The organism is Saccharothrix obliqua (genome assembly GCF_019375475.1).
Classification (GTDB): Bacteria; Actinomycetota; Actinomycetes; order Mycobacteriales; family Pseudonocardiaceae; genus Actinosynnema; species Actinosynnema obliqua.
In genome coordinates this window covers 135,631-157,286 of record NZ_JAHXGQ010000009.1, presented here as the reverse complement: position 1 = coordinate 157,286, position 21,656 = coordinate 135,631, and the positions used below count along the sequence as shown (strand labels likewise).

Genomic DNA, 21,656 nt, shown 5'->3' with positions numbered 1-21,656 from the left:
TCGGCGGCACCGCTCGGTGTCAGCGGCACCGCTCGGTGTCGGCACCGCTCGGTGTCGGCACTGCCTGGTGCGCGGCTCCGCCGACCGGCCCGCGCGGGTGCGGCACCCGCGTTGGCCGGTCGGTTCCAACCGCGCCGGCGCGGCACCCAGCCGCGCCGGTTCGGTTCCAGCCGGGCCGGTGTGGTCCGCAACCACGCAGTTCCGCCATCGACCGGACTCGCTCGGCATCCGGCCGCGCGATTTCGGCACCGGCCCGCACGTCTCGGTGTCCGGCGGCATGGCTCGGTGTCGGCCGCACACCGGCTCTGGCCTGCCCGAAGCCGTCGCTCGGGCAGGTCGCGCATAGAGTCGTGGGCGTGTTGGTGCTCCATGGCCTGTGCGCGGCCGACGGTCGTCCGGCGCTGTGGGCGGAAGACTCACGGCTCCCGATGCGCGCGTCGGGCCGTCTGCCGAAGGCCGCCGTGCCGCACCCGTTCGCGGCCGACGCCGACACCCTGGCGGCCTTGGTGTCCGGTGTTCCGGGGACCGTGGCGGTGCGGTTGCCGTCGTACGCGTCGGGTCCGGTCGAGTCGCCGGAGCTGGTGCGCGACCCGCTGGCCAAGCCACCGTCGCGCCGCGGCGCGGTGCGGCTGCGGACCTGGCTGGTGCCGGTGGTGTGGCTGGACGGTGCCCTGCCGGAGGCACCGGCGGACACCAGGCTGGGCGCGTCCGCGAAGTACCTGGCGGAGGTGGCGGCGTTCGCCGGGGACCTCGTGACCAGGGGTCGAGTGCTGCCCGCGATCGCGCCCGGCACCGCGCCCACCGGCTCCGCGCCCACCCGCACCGCGCCCACCGGCTCCGGCGCGGGTTCAGCCGGTGGTGTCCCTACGCCTGCCGGCGCTCCGGCCGTGGCGCGGTGGCGCGCGGTCGCGTCCGGTGTGGACGCCATGCGGCACGCGGCGCTCCACGCCGCGATGCCACCGGCGTTCCGCGCCGCGGAGGGTGTCGAGGAGCCGCTGCAACCAGTCCTGGACACCTTGGTGGACCGGGAAATCCGTCGCAGGCTGTCGGGTTCCCCACCGCGCACCGCTGCCGGCGCCGCTCGGGTCGGGTTCGACGTGCCGGCCGATGCGGGCGTGCAAGCCGGCGGCGCGGGTGGCAGGCGCATGTCCCGCGACGGCGGTGTGGGTACCGGCGGCGGGGCTGTGGCTTCGGCCGACAGCGTTGACGGTGTGGTGGGGCGGTGGTTGGGGGCCTTGGTGCGTGGGCCTTCGTTCGTCGCCTCCACCGGCGCGGTGGACCTGCTGCGGGACGCGGTCGGGGAGTGGGGGCGGGCCGCTGGGCGGGGTGGGGAGCGGGTTCGGCTTTGTTTTCGGCTTTCCTCGCCCTTGCAGGGTGGGGTCGAGGACGAGGGGTGGCGGCTGGAGTTCCTGCTCCAGGCGGTCGAGGAGCCGAGTGTGCTGGTTCCCGCCACTGCCGTGTGGCGGCGGCGGGAAGGGGTTTTGCGGCGGTGGGTCGGGCGGCCCCAGGAGGTTCTGCTCGGGGAGTTGGGGCGGGCTTCCCGGCTGTTCCCCGCGTTGGACCGGGCGTTGGCGGAGCAGCGGCCCGTCGGGATGGACCTCGGGGTCGACGGGGCCTACGAGTTCCTGCGTGGCTCTCCCTCGCTGACCCAGGCCGGGTTCGGGGTCCTCGTCCCCTCCTGGTGGCGGGCTCCGCGGCGGCTCGGGTTGGCGTTGTCGGCTCGGCCCGGGGCGGCGGGGGTGGTGGCCAAGGAGAGCGAGCTGGGGCTGAAGGCCCTGGTCGACTACCGCTGGGAGCTGGCGCTGGGCGACGAACGGCTCACCGAGGCCGAGCTGTCCTCGCTCGCCAAGGCCAAGGCACCGCTGGTGCGAGTGCGTGGCCAGTGGGTGCACGTCGACCGCGCGCGGCTCGCGGAAGGGCTGGCCTTCCTGCGCCGGGGCGCCGGGCAGATGACCGCCGGCCAGGTGCTGGCGCACGCCGGCCTGCGGGACGCCGACCTGCCGCTGCCGGTCAACGACGTCCGCGGTGAGGGCTGGCTGGGCGACCTGCTGTCCGGGTCCGCCGACCGCTTGACACCGGTGCCGCCGCCCGCCGGGCTCACCGCACGACTCCGGCCGTACCAGCTCCGGGGACTGGCGTGGCTGGTGTTCCTGGACCGGCTGGGGCTCGGGGCCTGCCTCGCCGACGACATGGGGCTCGGCAAGACCGTCCAACTGCTCGCGTTGGAGGCGTACGCGCGGGAACGCGCCCCACGCCCACCGACACTGCTGATCTGCCCGATGTCCGTGGTCGGCAACTGGCAGGCCGAGGCCGAGCGGTTCACGCCGGGTCTCCGGGTGCACGTCCACCACGGCGGCGAGCGGTCGGGGGTCGGGCTGGGCGGGCACGACCTGGTGATCACCACCTACGCCGTGGCGACCCGCGACTTCGACGTGCTCGCCGCCGTCGAGTGGGACCGGGTGGTGCTGGACGAGGCCCAGAACATCAAGAACAGCGCGACCCGGCAGTCCCGCGCGGTGCGTGCGTTGCCCGCCCGGCACCGCGTCGCGCTGACCGGCACGCCGGTGGAGAACCGGCTCGCCGAGCTGTGGTCCGTCATGGACTTCGTCAACCCCGGCCTGCTGGGCACCGTCAACACGTTCCGCGCGCGCTTCGCGGTGCCCGTCGAACGGCACAACGACGAGGACGCCGCCGTGCGGCTGCGGCGCGTCACCCGGCCGTTCCTGCTGCGCCGCCTCAAGACCGACCCGCGGATCATCGCCGACCTGCCGGACAAGATCGAGGTCAGGCAGCTGTGCACGCTCACCGCCGAGCAGGCGTCGCTCTACCAGGCCGTGCTGGACGACATGTTCGCGCGCATCGGCGAGGTGGAGGGCATCCGGCGCAAGGGCCTGGTGCTGGCGACCATGTCGAAGCTCAAGCAGGTGTGCAACCACCCGGCTCAGCTGCTCGGCGACGGCTCCCGCACGGCGGGCCGCTCCGGCAAGCTCGCCCGCCTGGAGGAGATCCTGGACGAGGCCCTCGCGGACGGTGACAAGGCGTTGTGCTTCACCCAGTTCACCGGGTTCGGTGCGCTGGTCGTGCCGCACCTCGCGGCCCGCTTCGACACCGAGGTGCTGTTCCTGCACGGCGGCACGTCGAAGCGGGCGCGGGACGAGATGGTGCGCCGGTTCCAGGACCCGGCGGGGCCGTCGGTGTTCGTGCTGTCGTTGAAGGCCGGGGGCACCGGGCTGAACCTCACCGCGGCCAACCACGTGATCCACCTGGACCGCTGGTGGAACCCGGCGGTGGAGGACCAGGCCACGGACCGGGCGTTCCGGATCGGCCAGCGCTCCCACGTGCAGGTGCGCAAGTTCGTGTGCGTCGGCACGGTCGAGGAGCGCATCGACCGGATGATCGAGGAGAAGCGGGGGTTGGCGCGACTCGTGGTCGGCGCGGGCGAGGACTGGCTGACCGAGCTGTCCACGGACGAGCTGCGGGACCTGTTCGCCCTGTCCGCGGGGGCCGTCGGTGAGTGACTGGCACGGCGAGCGCCCGCCGGCCCGGCCGATCCGGGTCGAGGGCGGCCTGACGTTGCGCGGCAAGCGTGGTGACGTCGCACGCACGTGGTGGTCGCGGCGGTTCGTGGAGGTGCTGGAATCGCTCGGCATGGGCGGGCGGCTGGCGCGTGGCCGCACGTACGCGCGCACCGGCCAGGTGATGAGCCTGTCGTTGTCCACGAGCCTCGTGGTGGCGTTGGTGATGGGCTCGCGGCCCGAGCCGTACCGGGCGCGGATCGGGGTGCGGAAGTTCTCCGACGACGACTGGCGGCGCATCGAGCACGCGCTCGCCGACCGGGCGGTGTTCGCGGCGAAGCTGCTGGCGGGCGAGATGCCGGCGGAGATCGAGGAGGTGTTCGCCGGGCTCGGGCTGACGTTGTTCCCGCAGTCGCCGCGCGAGCTGTCCATGGACTGCACGTGCCCGGACTGGGAGGTGCCGTGCAAGCACCTCGCCGCCACCTGCTACCTGCTGGCCGAGTCGTTCGACGAGGACCCGTTCGAGATCCTGGCGTGGCGCGGCCGGTCGCGGGAGGACCTGCTGGACCGGCTGCGCGAGCTGCGCGACCCGATGCCGCCGGAGGAGGACCACCCCGGCGGCCCGCCGCCGCTGGAGGACCTGCTGGACGTGTTCTGGCAACGCCCCGCCGCGCCGGCCGCGCCCGTCGAGGACGACGCCGTCCCGGGAACCGCCACGCGGCCGGACGCGATCCTCGACGAACTCGGCCCGCTGACCGTCGACGGCGACCCGGTCACCGACGCGCTGCGACCGCTGTACCGCCGCTTCGGCCGCCCGTGTCCGGTCAGTTCGGGTCCGGCAGGGCGTGCTCCAGGTCCTTGTCCACGGCCTTGGGGCACCGCGGCCGGGAACGCAGCTCCGCCACCGCGATCACCAGCGCCGCCAGCACGGTCAACGCCGCCACGCCCACCGACACGCCCACCGCCTGCTCGTAGTCGCCCCCGGACCCGGTGAGCACCGCGTAGAACACGCCCGCCAACCCCGCCGTGCCCACGGCGGAGCCGATGCGCTGCCCGGTCTGCAACGCGCCACCCGCCGCGCCCGCCATGGTCACCGGCACGTGCCGCAACGTGATCGTCGTGTTCGGCGCGACCACCCACCCGCCGCCGATGCCCGCGACCAGCAACGCGGGCGCGGCGGCCAGTCCCGCCGCCGAGGGCGGCGCGAGCCACAGCACCACCGCCGTCGCCGCGAGCCCGGCCCCGACCAGGCTCAGGCCGGTGACGGTCAGCTTCCGGCCCCACGCCTCCACCAGCCTGCCGCCGACCACCGACGACGCGGCCGAGCCGATCGCGAACGACGTCACCGCGAGTCCCGACTGCAACGGCGTGTAGCCGAGGCCGTTCTGGAAGAACAACGCGAACACCAGCCAGATCCCGCTGAACCCGATGAAGTAGACGGTGCCCAGCGCCGAGCCCGAGGCGTAGCCGGGCGTGGTGGTGAACAGGCGCACGTCCAGCACCGGCTGCCGACCGCGGGCCGAGACCCGCCGCTCCCACCGCACGAACAACACCAGCAGGGCCGCGCCCACCAGGAACAGCCACCACAGGGTCACCAGCCCGCCCGACTCGGCCAGCACCAGCGGCAGCATCAGCGCGAGCACGCCCGCGCCCAGCAGCAGCACGCCCACCGGGTCCAGGTCACCCCGCGGACCGGGGTCGGCCCGCGGGATGAGGCGGGCCGCGAGCACCAGGGCGGCCAGCCCGATCGGCACGTTGACGTAGAAGATCCAGCGCCACCCCTGGTCCTCGCCCGCCAACGCGAGGATCAGGCCGCCGACGACCGGTCCCACGGCGGTGGAGAACCCGACGGTCGCGCCGAAGAAGCCGAACGCCCGGCCGCGTTCCGCGCCCCGGAACAGCTGCTGGATCAACGCCGAGTTCTGCGGCGCGAGCGCGCCCGCGCACATGCCCTGCGCGAGCCGGGCGGCGATCAACGCGCCGGTGGTCGGCGCGAGCCCGGCCGCCGCGCTGCACACCACGAACCCGCCGAGCGCGGCGAGGAACATGGTGCGCCGCCCGATGGCGTCGCCGAGCCGGCCGGCGGGCACCAGCACCAGGCCGAACGCCAGCGCGTACCCCGACACGACCCACTGCACGGCGGCGGGTGAGGCGCCCAGCCCGTGCTGCACGGACGGCAGCGCCACGGACACGATGCTCACGTCGAGCAGGCTCATGAAGCCCGCCACCAACGTCACCGACAGCGCCTTCCACCGCTTGGGGTCCGGCTGGTAGTCCTCCATTCCCCCCTGTCTACTCGGGAACCGACCCGATGGCAGATCAGAGCGGTTACGGTGCCCGGACATGGCGAACATCCACCGCGGCGCGACGCTCGCGCCCGGTTTCCGCGACTTCCTCCCCGCCTGGCTGGCCTCCCGCACCTGGTACGCGGGTGACGACGTGCCCACCCCCGAGCTGGTGGGCGCGTTCCGGTTCGAGGACCCGGCGGGCGAGGTCGGGCTGGAGACGCACCTGGTGCGTGCCGGGGGCGTGCTCTACCAGCTCCCGATGACCTACCGGGGCGCCCCGATCGCCTCGCCGGGCCTGATCACCACCGCCGAGCACAGCGTCCTGGGCACCCGGTGGATCTACGACGCCGAGCACGACCCCTTGTGGCACGAGCTGGTGCGCACGACCGTGCGGGACGGCGGGGTGTCCCACGGCGCGGGGCGCTCCCGGGCCGCCGAGGCACGGGGTGAGCGGCTGGCGGACGTCCCGGCCGACGCCCGCGTCGAGCTGCACCGCCGCCCGGCCGACCACCCGGCCGGTCCGGACGCGGTGGGTCGCCTGCTCGGCACGTGGTCCGGCGGCGCGGGCGTCCTGGCCACGCTGCGGGCGTGACCGGTCAGCCGCCCGCCACGGACGGCAGGACGCGGATCTCCGCGCCGGGCTCCAGGCGGGTGTCGACGCCGGCCAGGCGGCGGCACTCCTCGCCGTCCACGTAGAAGTTCACGTACCGGCGCAGCACGCCGCGCTCGTCACGCAGCCTGCGGTCCAGCAGCGGCCAGGAGGCGGTGAGCGCGTCCAGGGCGGTGCCCAGCGTGGCCGGTTCGGCGAGGTCCAGGTCGACGACCGCCCGACCGCCCGCCGCGGACCGCAGCACACCCGGCACCAGCACCACGACGCGCACTCAGACCTCCGCCGCGCGCACGCACAGCACGTCCGGCAGGTGCCGGGCCACGCACCGCCACGTGTCGCCCTCGTCGGCGCTCGCGTACACCTCGCCGGACCGCGAGCCGAAGTACACGCCCGCCGGTTCGGCCGCGTCCACGCACATCGCGTCACGCAGCACGCTCGTCCAGAAGTCGTCCGGCAGTCCCGTGCGCAGGGCGGTCCACGTGTCGCCGCCGTCCGTGGACCGGTGCACGGCGCAGGCGCCGCCCGGCGGGAACCGGTCGCTGTCGGCCGTCAGCGGGAAGTTGTAGACGACCTCGGGCCGGTGCGGGTGGACGACGACGGCGAAGCCGAAGTCGCTGGGCAGGCCGTCCGCGATGGAGTGCCACGTGTCGCCGCCGTCGGTCGAGCGGTACACGCCGTGGTGGTTCTGGAGGTACATCCGGTCCGGCTCGGCCGGGTGGCGGGCGATCTTGTGCACGCACTGGCCGAACTCGGGGTACGGGTCGGGCAGGAAGTACGCCTGGACGCCCCGGTTGGCGGGCTCCCAGGACGTGCCGCCGTCGAACGTCCGGTACACGCCGCCGGTCGACATCGCCACCGTGACGCGCCGCTCGTCGCGGGGGTGGGGCAGCACGGTGTGCACGGCCTGCCCGCCGTACCCGGCGCCCCACTCGGGCCGGTGCGGGTGCTCCCACAGCCCCTCCACCAGCGAGAACTTCCGGCCGCCGTCGTCGGAGCGGAACAGGGCGGACGGTTGCACGCCCGCGTACACCACGTCCGGGTCGGCGGTGGTCGTGAGCTGCCAGACCCGTTCCAGCGCCGCGTCCGCGGGGAAGTCGATGGGCGAGCGCTCCTCCCAGGTGCGCCCCAGGTCCTCACTGGCCAGCAGGCTCGGCCCGAAGTGGGAGTTCGCGGTGCCGACCAGCAGGCGGCGGTGGTCGAGGGCGATCGCCGACACCTCGGTCATCGGGTGGTGGGGCCCGTCGAGGTCCCATGAGCGGCGGTCCGCGCTGGTGGCGAGCCACAGCCCCTTGCGAGTGCCGATCGCGAGCACGTGCACGGTGGCCTCCCCGGGTCGGTGACGGCGAGCACAGTACGCCCGATCTTCCGGGTCCGCAGGAATCGGACCCGCCAAGTTACCGACTGGTAACGTGCGGCGGGACGAAGGGAGAAGGCCGGTGTTGTTCGATCCGCACAGCTACGAGGCCGCGCACCTGGACCCGGAGAGCAGGCGACTGCTGCGGGCCACGATCGACTGGTTCGAGGACCGCGGCAAGCGCCGCCTGGTCGCCGACGACCAGGCCCGCACCTGGTACGCCGATTTCCTCGACTTCGCGGCCCGGGAGAAGCTGTTCGCCACCTTCTGCACGCCACGCGCGGAGGCGGCCGGCGCGCCGGACAAGCGCTGGGACGCCGCCCGCAACGCCGCCCTGAGCGAGGTCCTCGGCTTCTACGGCCTCCAGTTCTGGTACGCGTGGCAGGTCACCGTGCTCGGCCTCGGGCCCATCTGGATGAGCGACAACGCCGCCGCGCGGGAACGTGCCGCCAGGCTGCTCGACGAGGGCGCGGTGTTCGCGTTCGGGCTCTCCGAGAGGGAGCACGGCGCGGACGTCTACTCGACGGACATGGTGCTCACGCCCACCGACGGCGGCTTCACCGCCAACGGCGGCAAGTTCTACATCGGCAACGGCAACGTCGCCGGCATGGTCTCCGTCTTCGGCCGCCGGGCCGACGTGGACGGCCCCGACGGCTACGTCTTCTTCGCCGTGGACAGCCGGCACCCGAACTACAAGCTCGTGCGGAACGTCGTGGACTCCCAGATGTTCGTCAGCGAGTTCCGCCTGGAGGACTACCCGCTCACCGCGGACGACATCCTGCACACGGGTCAGGAGGCGTTCAGCGCCGCGTTGAACACCGTGAACGTGGGCAAGTTCAACCTGTGCACGGCGTCCATCGGCATCTGCGAGCACGCCACGTACGAGGCGATCACCCACGCTCACAACCGCGTGCTGTACGGCAAGCGGGTCACCGACTTCCCGCACGTGCGGCAGAACTTCGTGGACGCGTACGCCCGCCTCGCCGCCATGAAGCTGTTCGCCGACCGCGCGGTGGACTACTTCCGCAGCGCCTCCCCCGACGACCGCCGCTACCTGCTGTTCAACCCCATCACCAAGATGAAGGTCACCAGCGAGGGCGAACAGGTCATCGCGCTGCTCTGGGACGTGATCGCCGCCAAGGGCTTCGAGAAGGACACCTACTTCCGGATGGCGGGCCGCGACATCGGCGCGCTGCCGAAGCTGGAGGGCACCGTCCACGTCAACCTGGCGCTGGTGCTCAAGTTCATGCCGGCCTACCTGTTCGACCCGGTCGCGTACCCGGACGTGCCGACCAGGCACGACCCGGCCGACGACGACTTCCTGTGGCGGCAGGGCCCGGCGCGCGGCCTCGGCGCGGTCCGCTTCCACGACTGGGAGCGGGCTTACCGGGAGCACGCGCACGTGCCGAACGTGGCCCGGTTCCACGAGCAGGCGCGGGCGTTGCGCGTGCTGCTCACCACCGCCGCGCCCGACGAGGAGCAGCAGCGCGACCTGGACTTCCTGCTCAACCTCGGCCACCTGTTCACCCTGGTGGTCTACGGCCAGCTGGTGCTGGAGCAGGCCGGGCTCACGGGTTTCGGCGAGGACCTGCTGGACCAGGTGTTCGACGTGCTGGTCCGCGACTTCTCCGGCTACGCCGTCGCCCTGCACGGCAAGGCGTCGTCCACGCCCGCCCAGCAGGAGTGGGCGCTCGGCCAGGTGCGCAAGCCGGTGGTGGACCGGGAGCGGTTCGAGCGGGTGTGGGCGGAGGTCGCCGCGCTGTCCGGCCGGTACGAGATGAACCCGTAGGCACGAACGAGCCGCCACCCCCGGTGGCCGGGGATGGCGGCTCGAAGCTCCGAGCGATGTGCCCGGATGGGGTCAGAGCGGTCGAACCGTCTGCGCCTGCGGGCCCTTCTGGCCCTGGCCGATCTCGAACTCCACCCGCTGGTTCTCCTCCAGCGTGCGGTACCCGTTGGACTGAATCTCCGAGTAGTGCACGAACACGTCGGCGCCACCGTTGTCCGGGGAGATGAAGCCGAAGCCCTTCTCCGCGTTGAACCACTTGACGGTGCCCTGAACTGCCATCTTGCTACTTCTCCTCTAACAGGTGCCGGATCGCGCTTGCGACCACCGGGTCAGCTAGGGCGACGGTCCTTCCTGGAGGAAAGTTCGGCGCCCGCAACTCCGTTCCGCGAGCGTGGTGGAACACGAACACAGAAAGGTACGACCGAAGACAGTCAACCACGACATGCCACTGGCAGTCGAGCGGCAGAGTGCGGCGAGTCGCACTGCTACTCTGGGCGACGAGCCGATCACAGGGGGTCTTCCGTGCCTGAGCCGGTGCTGGTGTCCATAGCCGCGACGCTCGCCTCAAGGGCCGTCGCGGGCCTCTACGAGCTGGTCCGCGCGAAGTTCGCCGGTGACCCGGCCGCCCTCGCCGCACTCGACGCCGCGGAGGGCGCGAAACCGGAATCACCGCAGGTCAGGGCGTTGAGCGAGACGTTGGAGCACGCCACCGCCACCGATCCGGAATTCGCTGCGGAACTCCGCCAGGCCCACGCCGCGGCGGTCGTCCGGCAGTCCGGTCGGGTGAGCAACCAGGTGTCCGGCACGGTGCACGGCAACGTGCTCCAAGCGGGTGATATCCAAGGCGGGGTGACCTTCACCTAGTCCGGGGTGAAGATGGAGCGGTGTCGTCGCTCCACCTGCCGCAGACGCGGTTGTTGTTCTTCCTGCTCGGCCTGGTCGTCACGTTCGTGCTGATCAGGGTGAGCGTGCGGCTGATCCGCGCCAAGGTCAGGTGGTGGCCGGGCAACATCACCACCGGCGGCACGCACATCCACCACGTGGTCTTCGGCACGGTCTTCCTGCTCCTCGGCGGCGTGACCGGGATCGCGGCGCCGGACGACGAGCACGGCGTCCGGGTCGGCGCGGCGGCCCTGATGGGCGTCGGGGCCGCGCTGGTGCTCGACGAGTTCGCTTTGATCCTCCACCTGAGGGACGTCTACTGGTCCAAGGACGGCCGGTTGTCGGTGGACGCGGTGTTCCTCGCCATCGGCATGACGGGCCTGTTACTGCTCGGTGCGCGCCCGTTGGGCTACGACGAGTTCTACGGCGAGGGCGTGGCCGTCCGCGTGCTCGCCATCCTGGTCAACCTGGGTTTCGCGATCGTCGCCCTGCTCAAGGGCAAGGTGTGGACGGGCCTGCTCGGCCTGCTGGTGCCCGTGCTGCCGGAGATCGGGGCCCTGCGCCTGGCCAGGCCGGGCTCGCCGTGGGCCCGCTGGCGCTACCCGGAGGGCTCCGGCAAGCTGCGCCGCGCCTACCGCCGGGAGGCCCGGATCAGGCAGCCGCTGATCCGGGCGAAGATCCGCGTCCAGGAGTTCATCTCCGGCCGCCACGACGAGGACTAGCCGACGAAGATGCCCAGTTCCTCGCAGTCGTCGGCGATGTCGCCCGCGCACAGGTCGGACGCCTTGACCACGCTCTGCGCGACCAGTCCGCGCACCTTGTCCCGCGTGATCAGGTCCGCGCCGAGCAGCACCGACTTCACGTCCCGGCGCGAGACCAGGTCCCGGGTGTTGCCGGTGGCCAGGTCGTCCGCGCCGCTGCGGTCGCCGCGGGCCACGGCCGTGGCCAGGCGGGCGGCGGCCTCGGCTTCGTCGCGGATCGGCTTGTAGACGGTCATGCACTGGTCGCCCCGCAGCACCGCCCGCAGCCCTTCCAGGGTGGCGTCCTGCCCGGTGACCGGCACCTTGCCGGCGAGCCCGCGGTCCTTCAGCACCTCGATCACGGCGCCGGCCAACTCGTCGTTCGCCGCGACCACCCCGTCCACCCGGCCGGAGTTGCCGCTGAGGATCTGCTCGAACAGGCTCCGGCCCGCGACCGGGTCCCACTTGTCGACGGGCTGGCTCTTGACCAGCTTGAGCGCGCCGGTGTCGTACTTGGGCCCGAGCTTGCGCCGCTGGCCGTCGGCGAACAGGGTGGCGTTGTTGTCGGACGGGGAGCCCTGCATCTCGATGATCTGCGCGCCCGACTTGCCGCCCAGGCAGGACAGCAGGCCCTCGGCCTGCAACTCGCCCACGTTCAGGTTGTCGAACGACACGTAGTAGTCCGCCGTGCCGCCCGGGGTGATCCGGTCGTAGTTGATCACCGGGATGCCCGACTGCTTGGCCTTGCGCTCCACCGTCGCGCCGCCCTCGGTGCTGAGCGGGGTGGTCATGAGCACCTTGACGCCGCGTTGCAGCATCGCGTCGGCGATGCTCGCGAACTTCTTCTCGTCGCCCTCGGCGTTCTCGATCACGGCGTCCACGCCGGCGACCCGGAACGCGCCTTCGAGCAGCGACCGGTCCTGCGACTCCCAGCGGCTGGAGGACTCCTTGTCGGGGAGGATCACACCCACCAGGGGCCGGTCCGACGAGGACTGGGCGGGGGCCTGCGCGCCGGCGTCACCCTTCGCCCCGCACGAAGCCACGAGCAGGACGAGCGCGACGCACGGCGCCGCTCCACGTAGTCTTCGCATCAGCCAACCCCTAGCACGGGACGCCCTCCCGCAGACCGCCGAAATTCGGATTGTGCGGATTCCATCCCCCGGGACGCACCTTCGTCAAGACGTAGCGACAATCCCGTCCGAATGGTCCGTACCAATCGGCCAGTTGACCTTTAGGGACCATCGAACCCGCAGGCAGCAGCGTTACCAATATCGAAAAAGTCACGCTCTGCGTACATTCGGCTACGTTGCCGGATGCCAACGAACGACCTCTGACAACGAAGGATTTTCTGTGCCATGGTGGCGCGCGAAGCAACCGGATCGGTGTGAGGAGACAGCGTGAGAAGACGCGGAATCGTTCCTTCGGCGGTGGCGCTGGCGGCGGCGGTGGCGGCCTTGCTCGCGACGGCCCAGCCGGCCGCGGCCCGGGGCGGGAGTGCCGCCGATGTCGCCGCCGTGGCACCCGCCCAGCTCGGCGGTGAGGAGCCCACGACCAGCACCACGTCGGCCAACCGCGAGTGGTAGGCAGCCCCCACCCACCCGAGCCGGCAGCCTGACACCGGCACTGGCACCGGCGACACCAGCGACAGAGCACGCCACCACGAGTGACGGGACCACACGTGGGAGGGCCACCGGCGACGGGACCGCCTGGCCGGCCAAATGCGCAGACTGGTTGACGCCGGGCCGTGCAGCGCTGAGCCGCCGCAGAGGGCGCGCCCCCAGACCGGGGGCGACAGGGGCGTCGGCAGGAAGCGAGGCGGGCCGGGCGTCGGCAGGAAGCGAGGCGGACCGGGCGGAGGGTCGGCTGGGGTACCGAGGTCAGGTGCTCCGGCCACCCGTCTTCAGCAAGGGGTCGGGCTCCGGCCAGACGGCTAGCCGTCGTGTTCTCCCCGTATGGCCTGCGCGCCAGCGAACCGCGCTCGTTCCCCGGGTGCAAACACGCTTTTCGTTTGCGCCCGGGGAACGAGGGTGGTTGTCTCTGACCAGGCCATACGGGGAGAACACGACCCTCACACTTCTCCTTGGCGGCCTGCCAAGCGGCGAGCGTTGTTTTTATCCCACCCCTACCCCAACGCCGCCCAATCCAGCACCGGCGCGGCCACATCCCGCACCACCGCGAGCATCCCCAGACGAGCGGCGCGCAACGCCGGGTCCTCAGCCATCACCAGCACCTCGTCGAAGAACCGGTTGACCGCACCGGCCAACCCGTCCACCCCGCGCACGAACTCACCCAGCCCGGTCACCCCACGAGGCAGACCACGAACCACCTCGTGCAACGCCAACTCGGCCGGCTCGACCAGCGCACCGGCGTCGTACTCGGCAACCACCCCGGCGGGCACGATCCGCCGAACCCGCTGCAACGCGGCGACCAGCTCCCCGAACGCCTCGTCGGAAGCCAATCCACCCAACTCGGCCAGCGTCTCGTCAGCCACCGCCGGCGCATCGGCCAGCACCAGCACCGCCTGCACGAACCGGTGGTCGTGCCCGGCGTCGAGCAACTGCTGCTCGTACCTCCGAACCACGAACTCCCGGGCGACGTCACCCGCCCCACCGGCCAGCTCCAACCCGCGGGACACCGTGATCCCGCGCAACTCCGGGAACGCCCGCAACACGCTCACCACGCCCAACGCGGCCCGCCGCAGCCCGAACGGGTCGGAGCTGCCGGTCGGGTTGGCCCCGATCCCGAACAACCCGGCCAGCAGGTCGAACCGGTCCGCCAGCGACAGCAGCGCACCGGCCCGCGTGGTGGGCAGGGCGTCACCGGCCGACCGCGGCAGCTCCATCTCGTACAGCGCCCGCGCCACGGCCTCCGGCTCGCCGGCGCGCAGGGCGTACTCCCGCGCCATCACCCCGGCCAAGCTGGACAGCTCGACCACCATCTGCGACCCGAGGTCGAACTTCGCCAGCTCCCCTGCGCGACGCAGCACATCATCGGCACCGCCGACCACATCAGCCAACGCGACGCTCAACGCCGCGATCCGCCGAGCCCGGTCACCCATGGACCCCAGCTTGTCGGCGAACGTCAGCTTCTCCAGCCCGGCCTTCATGTCGGCCGGCGGCGTGCGCAGGTCGGCCCGCCAGAAGAACGCCGCGTCCTCGTACCGGGCACGCAGGACCGCCTCGTTGCCGGCACGCACGACCGACTCGTCCACCGCCCCGTTCGCGACCGCCACGAAGTGGGGCAGCAGCTCGCCACCCGCTCCCCGCACCGGCAGGTACCGCTGGTGCTTGCGCATCACGGTGGTCAGGATCTGCGGCGGCAGCTCCAGGTACCCGGCGTCGAACGAGCCGAGGATCGGCGTCGGCTGCTCGACCAGGTTCGTCACCTCGTCCAGCAGGTCGCCGAAGTCGACGACACCGCCCACCCCGGCCGCCAGCTCCTCCGCGCGGGCCACGATCGTCGCCCGCCGCCGCTCCGCCGACACGACGATCCCGCGCTCGGCCAGGAACTCGACGTACCCGTCCGCCCGCGGCACCTCCACCACGGGCTCGGCGGCGGTCCGGTGCACCCTCGTCGTGGTCCCGGACGCGAGCGCCGACACCGCCACGGGCACCGGCACCTCGCCCAGCCGCGCCAGCAGCCAGCGGATCGGGCGCGTGAACGACAGCTTCGGGTCGTTCCACTTCATGTTCTTCTCGGCTCGCAGCTCCGCCACGACCGAGGCCAGCAGCGGCCCCAGCACCCGGACCGCGTCGCCGCCGACCTCGGTCCGCACGGCCGCCACGTGCTCGACGCCGTTCTCGGTGACCCGGCTCAGGTCGGCCACGTCGACGCCCTGGCCACGCGCGAAGCCCTGCGCGGCCTTGGTGGGCTGCCCATCCGGGGAGAACGCGGCCGACACGCGGGGACCGCGCACCGTCTTCTCGGCGTCCGGCTCACGCGGCTCCACGTCCGGCACCAGCACCACGACCCGCCGCGGCGTGCCGTGCGCGACCACCTCGCCGTGGCCCAGGCGGGTGGCGGCGAGCTTCTGCGCCACCGCGGCGCGGACCGCCTCGACGGTGCGCGTCACCTCCGCCGGCGGCAGCTCCTCGGTGCCGATCTCGAACAGCAGCGTCTCGGGGCGCTCGGTCCGGCCCGCCGGCTCGCCCGCCACCGCGGCCGGCAGCGGCGGCACCACGCCCAGCGGGTGCTCCAGCTCCTCCCGGCGCGCGGCCCACAACGCCGCGACCTCGCGGGCCAGGCCACGCATCCGGGCGAACGCGCGCGCCCGCTCCGTGGTGCTGATGGCGCCACGGGCGTCCAGCACGTTGAACGTGTGGGAGCACTTCAGGACGAAGTTGTGCGCCGGCACGGGCAGCCGGGCGTCCAGCATCCGGCGGGCTTCGTCGGCGTACTCCTCGAAAAGCCTCTTGTTGGCCTCGACGTCCGCGTCGTCCAGGTAGTACCGCGACATCTCGTACTCGGCCTGGCCGAACGCCTCGCCGTAGGAGATGCCCGGCGCGTAGGCGATGTCCTTGAAGTGGGACACGCCCTGCAACGCCATCATGATGCGCTCGATGCCGTAGGTGATCTCCACGGACACCGGGTCCAGCGCCATGCCGCCCGCCTGCTGGAAGTACGTGAACTGGGTGATCTCCAACCCGTCCAGCCACACCTCCCAGCCCAGGCCCCACGCGCCCAGCGCCGGCGAGGCCCAGTTGTCCTCGACGAACCGGACGTCGTGCGCGCGCACGTCGATGCCCAGCGCTTCCAGGCTGCCGAGGTACAGCTCCTGCGGGTCGCCGGGGTCGGGCTTGAGGATCACCTGGAACTGGGTGTGGGTCTGGAGGCGGTTGGGGTTCTCGCCGTACCGGGCGTCGTCGGGGCGCACGCTCGGCTCCACGTACGCCACCCGCCAGGGCTCGGGGCCCAGCACGCGGAGCACGGTGGCCGGGTTGAGCGTGCCCGCGCCGACCTCCGTGTTGTACGGCTGGACCACGAGGCAGCCCCGTTCGGTCCAGTACCTGGTCAGCGAGAGCAGCGCGTCCTGCATCGTGAGCACGGGCGAAGTCTACGAACGAGGCACACCCAAGTTCACAATCGGGCTACTTCGCTGTTCACCGCATGTCAAGACCCGGTATCACCTCGTCACCAGAGTTCGCTGTGCCACGCTTTGGGCAACCCCAGTGGGGGCCGGGGCGTCCGACAGGGGACACCCGGCACGGGAAGGAGCATCGCGAGTGGACAACCGGCCGGACGGGTGGGGACGCCCCCACCGCGACCACCCCCACCGCGACCGCGACCAGGCCCGCCGCGACCAGACCCCCCGCGACCAGGCCCGCCGCGAGCCGCCCGGGCGCGACCAACCGCGCCGCGAGCCGCCCCGCCGCGAGCAACCCCGGCGCGAGCCGCCCCGGCGGGAGCAACCCCGACGCGTCCCTCCCCCACCGGACCGACGCGCCCAGGACAGCGGCGCACCCCGCCCCGGCGCTCCCCGCACGCCCAACCGCGCCCCGAACGGGCGAATCCCACCCCGCCACGAACCCCGACGCCCGGCAGACCGCTCCACCCGCCCCGCCCCCGCGAACCGCGCCGCCGGGCAGGCACGCCCCACCCGTCCGCCCTACGCACGCACCCCCTCCGGCCCGCCGCTCGGCTCCGCGGCCCTGATCCGCCGCACCGTGACGGCGTTCTTCTCGGTGGCGGTGCTGATCGGCTCCGGTTACGCGTGGGCGAACTTCAAGTCCTTGCAGGAGAACCTCACGACCACGGACGTGATCGGCACCGAGGGCGGTGGCGAGCGGCCGAAGGACGGGTCGATCGACATCCTCATGGTGGGCATGGACAGCCGCACCGACGCCAAGGGCAACCCGCTGCCGCAGCACGTCCTGGACGAACTCCAGGCCGGTGACGAGACGGCGGGCGGGCTGAACACCGACACCCTGATCCTGATGCACATCCCGAACGACACCGGCAAGGCGGTGGCGGTGTCGTTCCCGCGCGACTCGTACGTGAAGATCGCCGGCGGCTACGGGCGGCACAAGATCAACTCGGCGTACGGGTACGCGAAGAACGACGCGGTGGCGAAGCTCCAGAAGCAGGGCGTGACCAACCAGGCGCAGCTCGAACTGGACTCGAAGAAGGAGGGCGCGCGGAACCTCATCGGCACGATCGAGGGCCTCACCGGCGTCACCATCGACCACTACGCCGAGATCAACCTGGTCGGCTTCTACGAGATCACCAAGGCCGTCGGCGGCGTGGACGTCTGCCTGAACGAGGCCACCCAGGACGACTTCTCGGGCGCCGACTTCAAGGCCGGTCCGCAGACCATCGAGGGCCGGGACGCGCTCGCGTTCGTGCGCCAGCGGCACGGCCTGCTGCGTGGCGACCTGGACCGGATCGTCCGCCAGCAGGTGTTCATGGCGGGCCTGGCGAAGAAGATCCTGTCCGCGGGCACGCTGTCCGACCCCGGCAAGCTCAGCGGGCTCATCGACGCGCTGACCAAGTCCATCGTGCTGGACAAGGACTGGGACGTGCTGCGGTTCGCCACCCAGATGAAGGACCTGTCGGGCGGGAACCTCCAGTTCGAGACGATCCCCACCGGCAACCCGGAGCTGGACACGCCGGAGGACGGCCAGGCGATCGAGATCAGCGAGTCCGAGGTGAAGAAGTTCTTCCGCAACCTCGGCGGTGCGGCGAACGCCGGGCAGTCGACGCCGGCGGTGGACCCCGCGACCGTGACGGTGGAGGTGCGCAACGCCTCGGGCCGCGCGGGGCTCGCGGGGCGCGTGCTCCAGTCGCTGGTGGCGAAGAAGTTCGTGGACGGCGGCGCGCGCAACGCCGACGAGACCATGGCGTCGTCCGCGGTGCGTTACGGCAAGGGCGGCGAGGCCGCCGCCGCGGCCGTGGCGGAGGCGTTGGACGGCATCCCCACCGAGCAGGACGACACCGTCCCGGCGGGCTACGCACGGGTGTTCGTGGGCAGCGACTACTCCGGTCCGGGGACGCAGAACCTGACCGGCGACCGGCTGCTGAACCTGGACGGCGCGCTCCGCCACCCGGTGGGCGCCGACGCGCTGCGGCAGCCGACCAGCACCCAGCCGCCCATCACGGCCGACGGCGTGCGCTGCGTGAACTGAGCCGTGAACCGAGCCGCGTGATCGCAACCGCCCGCCCCCTTCCCACGTCTTCCCGGACATGAGGACCCTCATCCGGCGCATCCGGTGGTCACGCGTGCTGATCGCGGGCGGTGTGCTGACCGTGCTCGCCCTGGCGCCCTGGGTCTGGGTGCTGGCGGCCAGCTCCGCCTACCGCTACGACTCGACCGCCGAGGTGCCCGAGACCCCCGTGGCGCTGGTGCTCGGCGCGGGCCTGCGCGACGGCAGGCCGACGCCGTTCCTGGCGGGCCGCCTGGACGTGGCGGTGGACCTCTACCAGCGGGGGAAGGTGAAGGTCGTGCTGGTCAGCGGCGACAACAGCCGCGTCGACTACGACGAGCCGAGCGCGATGCGGACCTACCTGGTGGAGCACGGCGTGCCGGCCGACGCCGTGGTCGCCGACTACGCGGGCCTGGACACCTGGGACTCGTGCTCCCGCGCGAAGCGCATCTTCGGCGTGTCGAAGGCCACGGTGGTGACGCAGGAGTTCCACCTGCCACGCGCGGTGACGTTGTGCCGGGAGGCGGGGCTGGAGGCGTACGGGGTCGGCCACGACACCTGGGACCAGTCGACGCGGACGACCGCGTACGGCTACTTCCGGGAGGCGTTCGCGAGCGGGAAGGCCCTGTGGGACGGGCTCGTCGTGAAGCGCGACCCGACGTTCCTCGGTCCGCGGGAGACCGGTGTGACCGAGGCGCTCACGCTGTGAACGGGACCACTCCACAACTACTGTGAGTGCTCCTCCATTGGGCCGATCAGGCGATGTTTGGGGCGAGTCGCGTAAGCGGACGCCGCGTCGCGCTTTCCATCTCCGTGGGGTCGGTCGGGGCCCCGGTGGACATGGAGGACCAGAGGGTGCAGATCGACACAGCGGCGTACCAGCGCGTGCTCGGCGATGAGCTGCGCAACCTGCGCAAGCAGCGCGGATGGACCCGCAAGGAACTCAACCGGCGGTTGCAGAGCGAGATCTCGCTCCAGACGCTCGCCACCTACGAGTTGGGCACCCGGCAGTGCTCCGTGGTCCGGCTCGTGGAGATCTGCGTCGCGCTCGGCGTGCCCCCGCACCACGTGCTGGCCAGGGTGCACGACCGGGTTTTCGGCGACGCGCCCGCGGGGCACCTGGCGGTGAACCTCGCCGCGGTCGTGGCCGACACCCGACCGCACCTGCTGCCGCTGCGCCGGTGGGCCAAGGGGAGGCTGGCGCAGCTCGTGCCGGGCCAGGCGGCCGAGGTGCGGCTGGACCCGCCGGCGCTGGAGTACATGGCGCAGTTGTGCCAGCTCAGCACCGCGGACTTGATCCGGACCCTGCGGGAATTGGGCCACCACGTCCCCCGGTAGCATCGGCGGCACTCCTCCTACCGACGCGGGAAGTCGCTTGCCGAACACTCCTGGTGCAGACCCTGCCCGACTGCCGCTGCGCACCGCGGCGGCCGTGCGGCTGGGCAACATGAGCTCGAAGCTGTCGCAGAAGATGGGCCTGGGCGCGGGCGGCATGATCGGTGGCCGCGTGGCGCTCCGGCTGGACCCGCAGGCGCTGGCGCACCTGACGTCCGGTCGGTCGGTGGCCCTCGTCACCGGCACGAACGGCAAGACCACGAGCACGATGATGCTCAGCCGCGCCGTGTCGCACCTGGGTCCGGTCGCGACCAACCACGGCGGCGCGAACATGCCCGACGGGCACGTGACGGCGCTGTCCAAGCAGCCGGACGCGCCGTACGCGGTGCTGGAGGTGGACGAGGGGTACTTCCCCGAGGTATGCCGGGCGTCCGCGCCGGCGGTGGCGGTGCTGCTGAACCTGTCCCGCGACCAGCTCGACCGGGTGGGCGAGGTCCGCACGATCGAGAAGTCGCTGCGGACGGCCCTGGCGGGCGTGCCCGGCGTGGTGGTGGCGAACTGCGACGACATCATGGTCACGTCGGCCGCCCGGGACGCGCGGCGCGTCGTGTGGGTGGCGACCGGCACCGGGTGGCACAACGACGCGGCGTCCTGCCCGCGGTGCGGCGACCCGATCCGCTGGCAGGGCGAGCACTGGCAGTGCACCGGCTGCGACCTGGCCCGGCCGCGGCCGGACTGGGTGACCGGGGACGGCTTCCTGATCACGCCGCGTGGTGAGAAGGTCGGCCTGGCGCTGCGCCTGCCGGGCAAGTTCAACCAGGCCAACGCGGTGATGGCGGTCGCGGCGGCGGACGCGCTGGGCGTGCCCGTGCCGGAGGCCGTGGAGCGGCTGCGCGCCGTGTCGAACGTGGCGGGCCGCTACCGGACGATCCAGCGCAGCGGGCACCGCGCCCGGCTGCTGCTGTCGAAGAACCCGGCGGGCTGGAGCGAGACGCTCACCGTGGTGCGCGAGGCCGACCACCCGGCCGTGCTGGTGATCAACGCGCACGAGGCGGACGGGCGCGACCTGTCGTGGCTGTGGGACGTGCCGTTCGAGCGGCTGCGCGGGCGGCAGGTGATCGCGTCCGGCGAGCGCGCCACGGACCTCGCGGTCCGGCTGACCTACGCCGAGGTGGAGCACACGATCGTGCCCGACCCGTTGCAGGCGATCGACGCGATGCCGCCGGGCGCGGTGGAGGTCATCGCCAACTACACCGCTTTCCGCGACCTGAACGCGAGGGCCGCCCAGTGAACCGACCGCAGAGCAGGGTCTCCATCGCGCTCGTGCTGCCCGACCTGCTGGGCACGTACGGCGATTTCGGCAACGCGGTCGTGCTGGAGAAGCGCATGACCTGGCGCGGCATCCCGGCCGAGATCGTGTCGGTGAACTTCGGCGAGCCCGTGCCGGACTCGTGCGACATCTACGTGGTCGGCGGCGGTGAGGACACCGCGCAGACGCTCGCCGTGCGGCACCTGCGCGAGCACCCCGGTATGCAGCGGGCCGCCGCGCGCGGCGCGGTGGTGCTCGGGGTGTGCGCGGGCATCCAGATCTTCGGCGAGTCGTTCACGCGGGCCGACCAGGTGACGCACGCCGGGCTCGGGCTGATCGACTCGACGTCGCACGCGGGTGGCACCCGGGCGATCGGCGAGGTCGTCGCGACGCCCGCGGACGGTTTGTTCGAGGGCCTGCTGACCGGGTTCGAGAACCACCAGGGCCGCACCGTGCTCGGCCCGTCCGCGCGGCCGTTGGCGCACGTCAAGGTGGGCACCGGCAACGACGGCTCGGTGGAGGGCGCGGTGCAGGGCCGCATCCTGTGCACGTACCTGCACGGGCCGGTGCTGCCGCGCAACCCGCAGTTGGCGGACCTGCTGATCGAGTGGGCCACGGGAACGCGGCTCGCGCCGCTGGACCTCCCCGCCGTGACGGCGCTGCGCGCGGAACGGGCCAAAGCGGCCGGCGTCTGA

At 72.4% G+C, this 21,656-nt stretch carries 17 protein-coding genes and 1 pseudogene; 12 read left to right on the top strand and 6 right to left on the bottom strand.

Annotated features, from left to right (window positions below; genetic code table 11):
- The first annotated feature begins 356 nt into the window (after nt 1–356).
- Entirely contained in the window at nt 357–3,518 is a 3,162-nt protein-coding gene (locus KZQ38_RS26255) for a DEAD/DEAH box helicase (protein ID WP_308258597.1), read from the top strand.
- 130 nt (nt 3,519–3,648) lie between these two features.
- A pseudogene (locus KZQ38_RS37245) lies at nt 3,649–4,005 on the top strand (SWIM zinc finger family protein); the annotation flags it as partial.
- Between the two features lie 334 nt (nt 4,006–4,339).
- Here the strand turns inward: KZQ38_RS37245 and KZQ38_RS26245 are convergent.
- Nucleotides 4,340–5,797, bottom strand: coding sequence for an MFS transporter (locus KZQ38_RS26245; protein ID WP_219445462.1), 1,458 nt, complete (start codon nt 5,795–5,797; stop codon nt 4,340–4,342).
- 61 nt (nt 5,798–5,858) lie between these two features.
- Between KZQ38_RS26245 and KZQ38_RS26240 the strand changes: the two genes are divergently transcribed.
- Nucleotides 5,859–6,395 carry a maltokinase N-terminal cap-like domain-containing protein gene (locus KZQ38_RS26240; RefSeq protein WP_219445461.1) on the top strand — a complete coding sequence of 179 codons (537 nt, stop codon included), beginning with the start codon at nt 5,859–5,861 and terminating at the stop codon, nt 6,393–6,395.
- A gap of 4 nt (nt 6,396–6,399) precedes the next feature.
- Here the strand turns inward: KZQ38_RS26240 and KZQ38_RS26235 are convergent, their stop codons facing one another.
- Nucleotides 6,400–6,684, bottom strand: coding sequence for a MoaD/ThiS family protein (locus tag KZQ38_RS26235; protein ID WP_219445459.1), 285 nt, complete (start codon nt 6,682–6,684; stop codon nt 6,400–6,402).
- Nucleotides 6,685–7,731: a WD40/YVTN/BNR-like repeat-containing protein gene (locus KZQ38_RS26230; RefSeq protein ID WP_219445457.1), complete on the bottom strand. Its 1,047-nt coding sequence runs from the start codon at nt 7,729–7,731 to the stop codon at nt 6,685–6,687. It abuts the gene before it with no gap.
- Between the two features lie 118 nt (nt 7,732–7,849).
- Between KZQ38_RS26230 and KZQ38_RS26225 the strand changes: the two genes are divergently transcribed.
- Nucleotides 7,850–9,556, top strand: a complete 1,707-nt coding sequence (locus KZQ38_RS26225; protein WP_219445455.1) for an acyl-CoA dehydrogenase family protein — start codon at nt 7,850–7,852, stop codon at nt 9,554–9,556.
- A gap of 72 nt (nt 9,557–9,628) precedes the next feature.
- On the opposite strand, the gene cspE is transcribed toward KZQ38_RS26225, so the two are convergent.
- Entirely contained in the window at nt 9,629–9,835 is a 207-nt protein-coding gene (gene cspE / locus KZQ38_RS26220) for a transcription antiterminator/RNA stability regulator CspE (protein WP_053717138.1), read from the bottom strand.
- A gap of 243 nt (nt 9,836–10,078) precedes the next feature.
- Here cspE and KZQ38_RS26215 point away from each other — a divergent pair, with 243 nt between their 5' ends.
- Both KZQ38_RS26215 and KZQ38_RS26210 read left to right on the top strand, forming a co-directional pair.
- Nucleotides 10,079–10,420, top strand: a complete 342-nt coding sequence (locus KZQ38_RS26215; protein ID WP_219445453.1) for a hypothetical protein — start codon at nt 10,079–10,081, stop codon at nt 10,418–10,420.
- A 20-nt stretch (nt 10,421–10,440) separates the two neighbouring features.
- Nucleotides 10,441–11,160 carry a hypothetical protein gene (locus KZQ38_RS26210; RefSeq protein ID WP_219445451.1) on the top strand — a complete coding sequence of 240 codons (720 nt, stop codon included), beginning with the start codon at nt 10,441–10,443 and terminating at the stop codon, nt 11,158–11,160.
- On the opposite strand, the gene KZQ38_RS26205 is transcribed toward KZQ38_RS26210, so the two are convergent.
- Nucleotides 11,157–12,269 carry a sugar ABC transporter substrate-binding protein gene (locus KZQ38_RS26205; protein ID WP_219445443.1) on the bottom strand — a complete coding sequence of 371 codons (1,113 nt, stop codon included), beginning with the start codon at nt 12,267–12,269 and terminating at the stop codon, nt 11,157–11,159. The two genes, KZQ38_RS26210 and KZQ38_RS26205, sit on opposite strands and share 4 nt — an antisense overlap.
- 306 nt (nt 12,270–12,575) lie before the next feature.
- On the opposite strand from KZQ38_RS26205, the gene KZQ38_RS26200 reads away from it, so the two are divergent.
- On the top strand, nt 12,576–12,761 hold the full coding sequence (locus tag KZQ38_RS26200; protein WP_219445441.1) for a hypothetical protein: 186 nt from the start codon (nt 12,576–12,578) through the stop codon (nt 12,759–12,761).
- A 539-nt stretch (nt 12,762–13,300) separates the two neighbouring features.
- On the opposite strand, the gene KZQ38_RS26195 is transcribed toward KZQ38_RS26200, so the two are convergent.
- On the bottom strand, nt 13,301–16,213 hold the full coding sequence (locus KZQ38_RS26195) for a glycine--tRNA ligase (RefSeq protein WP_219445779.1): 2,913 nt from the start codon (nt 16,211–16,213) through the stop codon (nt 13,301–13,303).
- Between the two features lie 628 nt (nt 16,214–16,841).
- Here KZQ38_RS26195 and KZQ38_RS26190 point away from each other — a divergent pair.
- The 5 genes from KZQ38_RS26190 to KZQ38_RS26170 all read left to right on the top strand — a co-directional run bounded on the left by KZQ38_RS26190 (nt 16,842) and on the right by KZQ38_RS26170 (nt 21,656).
- Nucleotides 16,842–18,299 (top strand): LCP family protein, encoded by a 1,458-nt coding sequence (locus KZQ38_RS26190; RefSeq protein WP_308258596.1) that lies wholly within the window; start codon nt 16,842–16,844, stop codon nt 18,297–18,299.
- 58 nt (nt 18,300–18,357) lie between these two features.
- Complete coding sequence (locus KZQ38_RS26185; protein ID WP_219445438.1) at nt 18,358–19,026, top strand: SanA/YdcF family protein; 669 nt, start codon at nt 18,358–18,360, stop codon at nt 19,024–19,026.
- A 146-nt stretch (nt 19,027–19,172) separates the two neighbouring features.
- Nucleotides 19,173–19,655, top strand: a complete 483-nt coding sequence (locus tag KZQ38_RS26180; RefSeq protein WP_219445436.1) for a helix-turn-helix domain-containing protein — start codon at nt 19,173–19,175, stop codon at nt 19,653–19,655.
- 109 nt (nt 19,656–19,764) lie between these two features.
- Nucleotides 19,765–20,943, top strand: coding sequence for a MurT ligase domain-containing protein (locus tag KZQ38_RS26175; RefSeq protein ID WP_257902268.1), 1,179 nt, complete (start codon nt 19,765–19,767; stop codon nt 20,941–20,943).
- Complete coding sequence (locus KZQ38_RS26170; protein WP_219445427.1) at nt 20,940–21,656, top strand: type 1 glutamine amidotransferase; 717 nt, start codon at nt 20,940–20,942, stop codon at nt 21,654–21,656. Before KZQ38_RS26175 ends, KZQ38_RS26170 begins: the two co-directional genes overlap by 4 nt.

Bases quoted from the DNA above. Each gene is read 5' to 3' on its own strand.
- KZQ38_RS26240 (WP_219445461.1), top strand. From the start codon at position 5,859: ATGGCGAACATCCACCGCGGCGCGACGCTCGCGCCCGGTTTCCGCGAC.
- KZQ38_RS26245 (WP_219445462.1), bottom strand. From the start codon at position 5,797: ATGGAGGACTACCAGCCGGACCCCAAGCGGTGGAAGGCGCTGTCGGTG.
- cspE (WP_053717138.1), bottom strand. From the start codon at position 9,835: ATGGCAGTTCAGGGCACCGTCAAGTGGTTCAACGCGGAGAAGGGCTTC.
- KZQ38_RS26185 (WP_219445438.1), top strand. From the start codon at position 18,358: ATGAGGACCCTCATCCGGCGCATCCGGTGGTCACGCGTGCTGATCGCG.
- KZQ38_RS26205 (WP_219445443.1), bottom strand. From the start codon at position 12,269: ATGCGAAGACTACGTGGAGCGGCGCCGTGCGTCGCGCTCGTCCTGCTC.
- KZQ38_RS26175 (WP_257902268.1), top strand. From the start codon at position 19,765: ATGAGCTCGAAGCTGTCGCAGAAGATGGGCCTGGGCGCGGGCGGCATG.
- KZQ38_RS26195 (WP_219445779.1), bottom strand. From the start codon at position 16,213: ATGCAGGACGCGCTGCTCTCGCTGACCAGGTACTGGACCGAACGGGGC.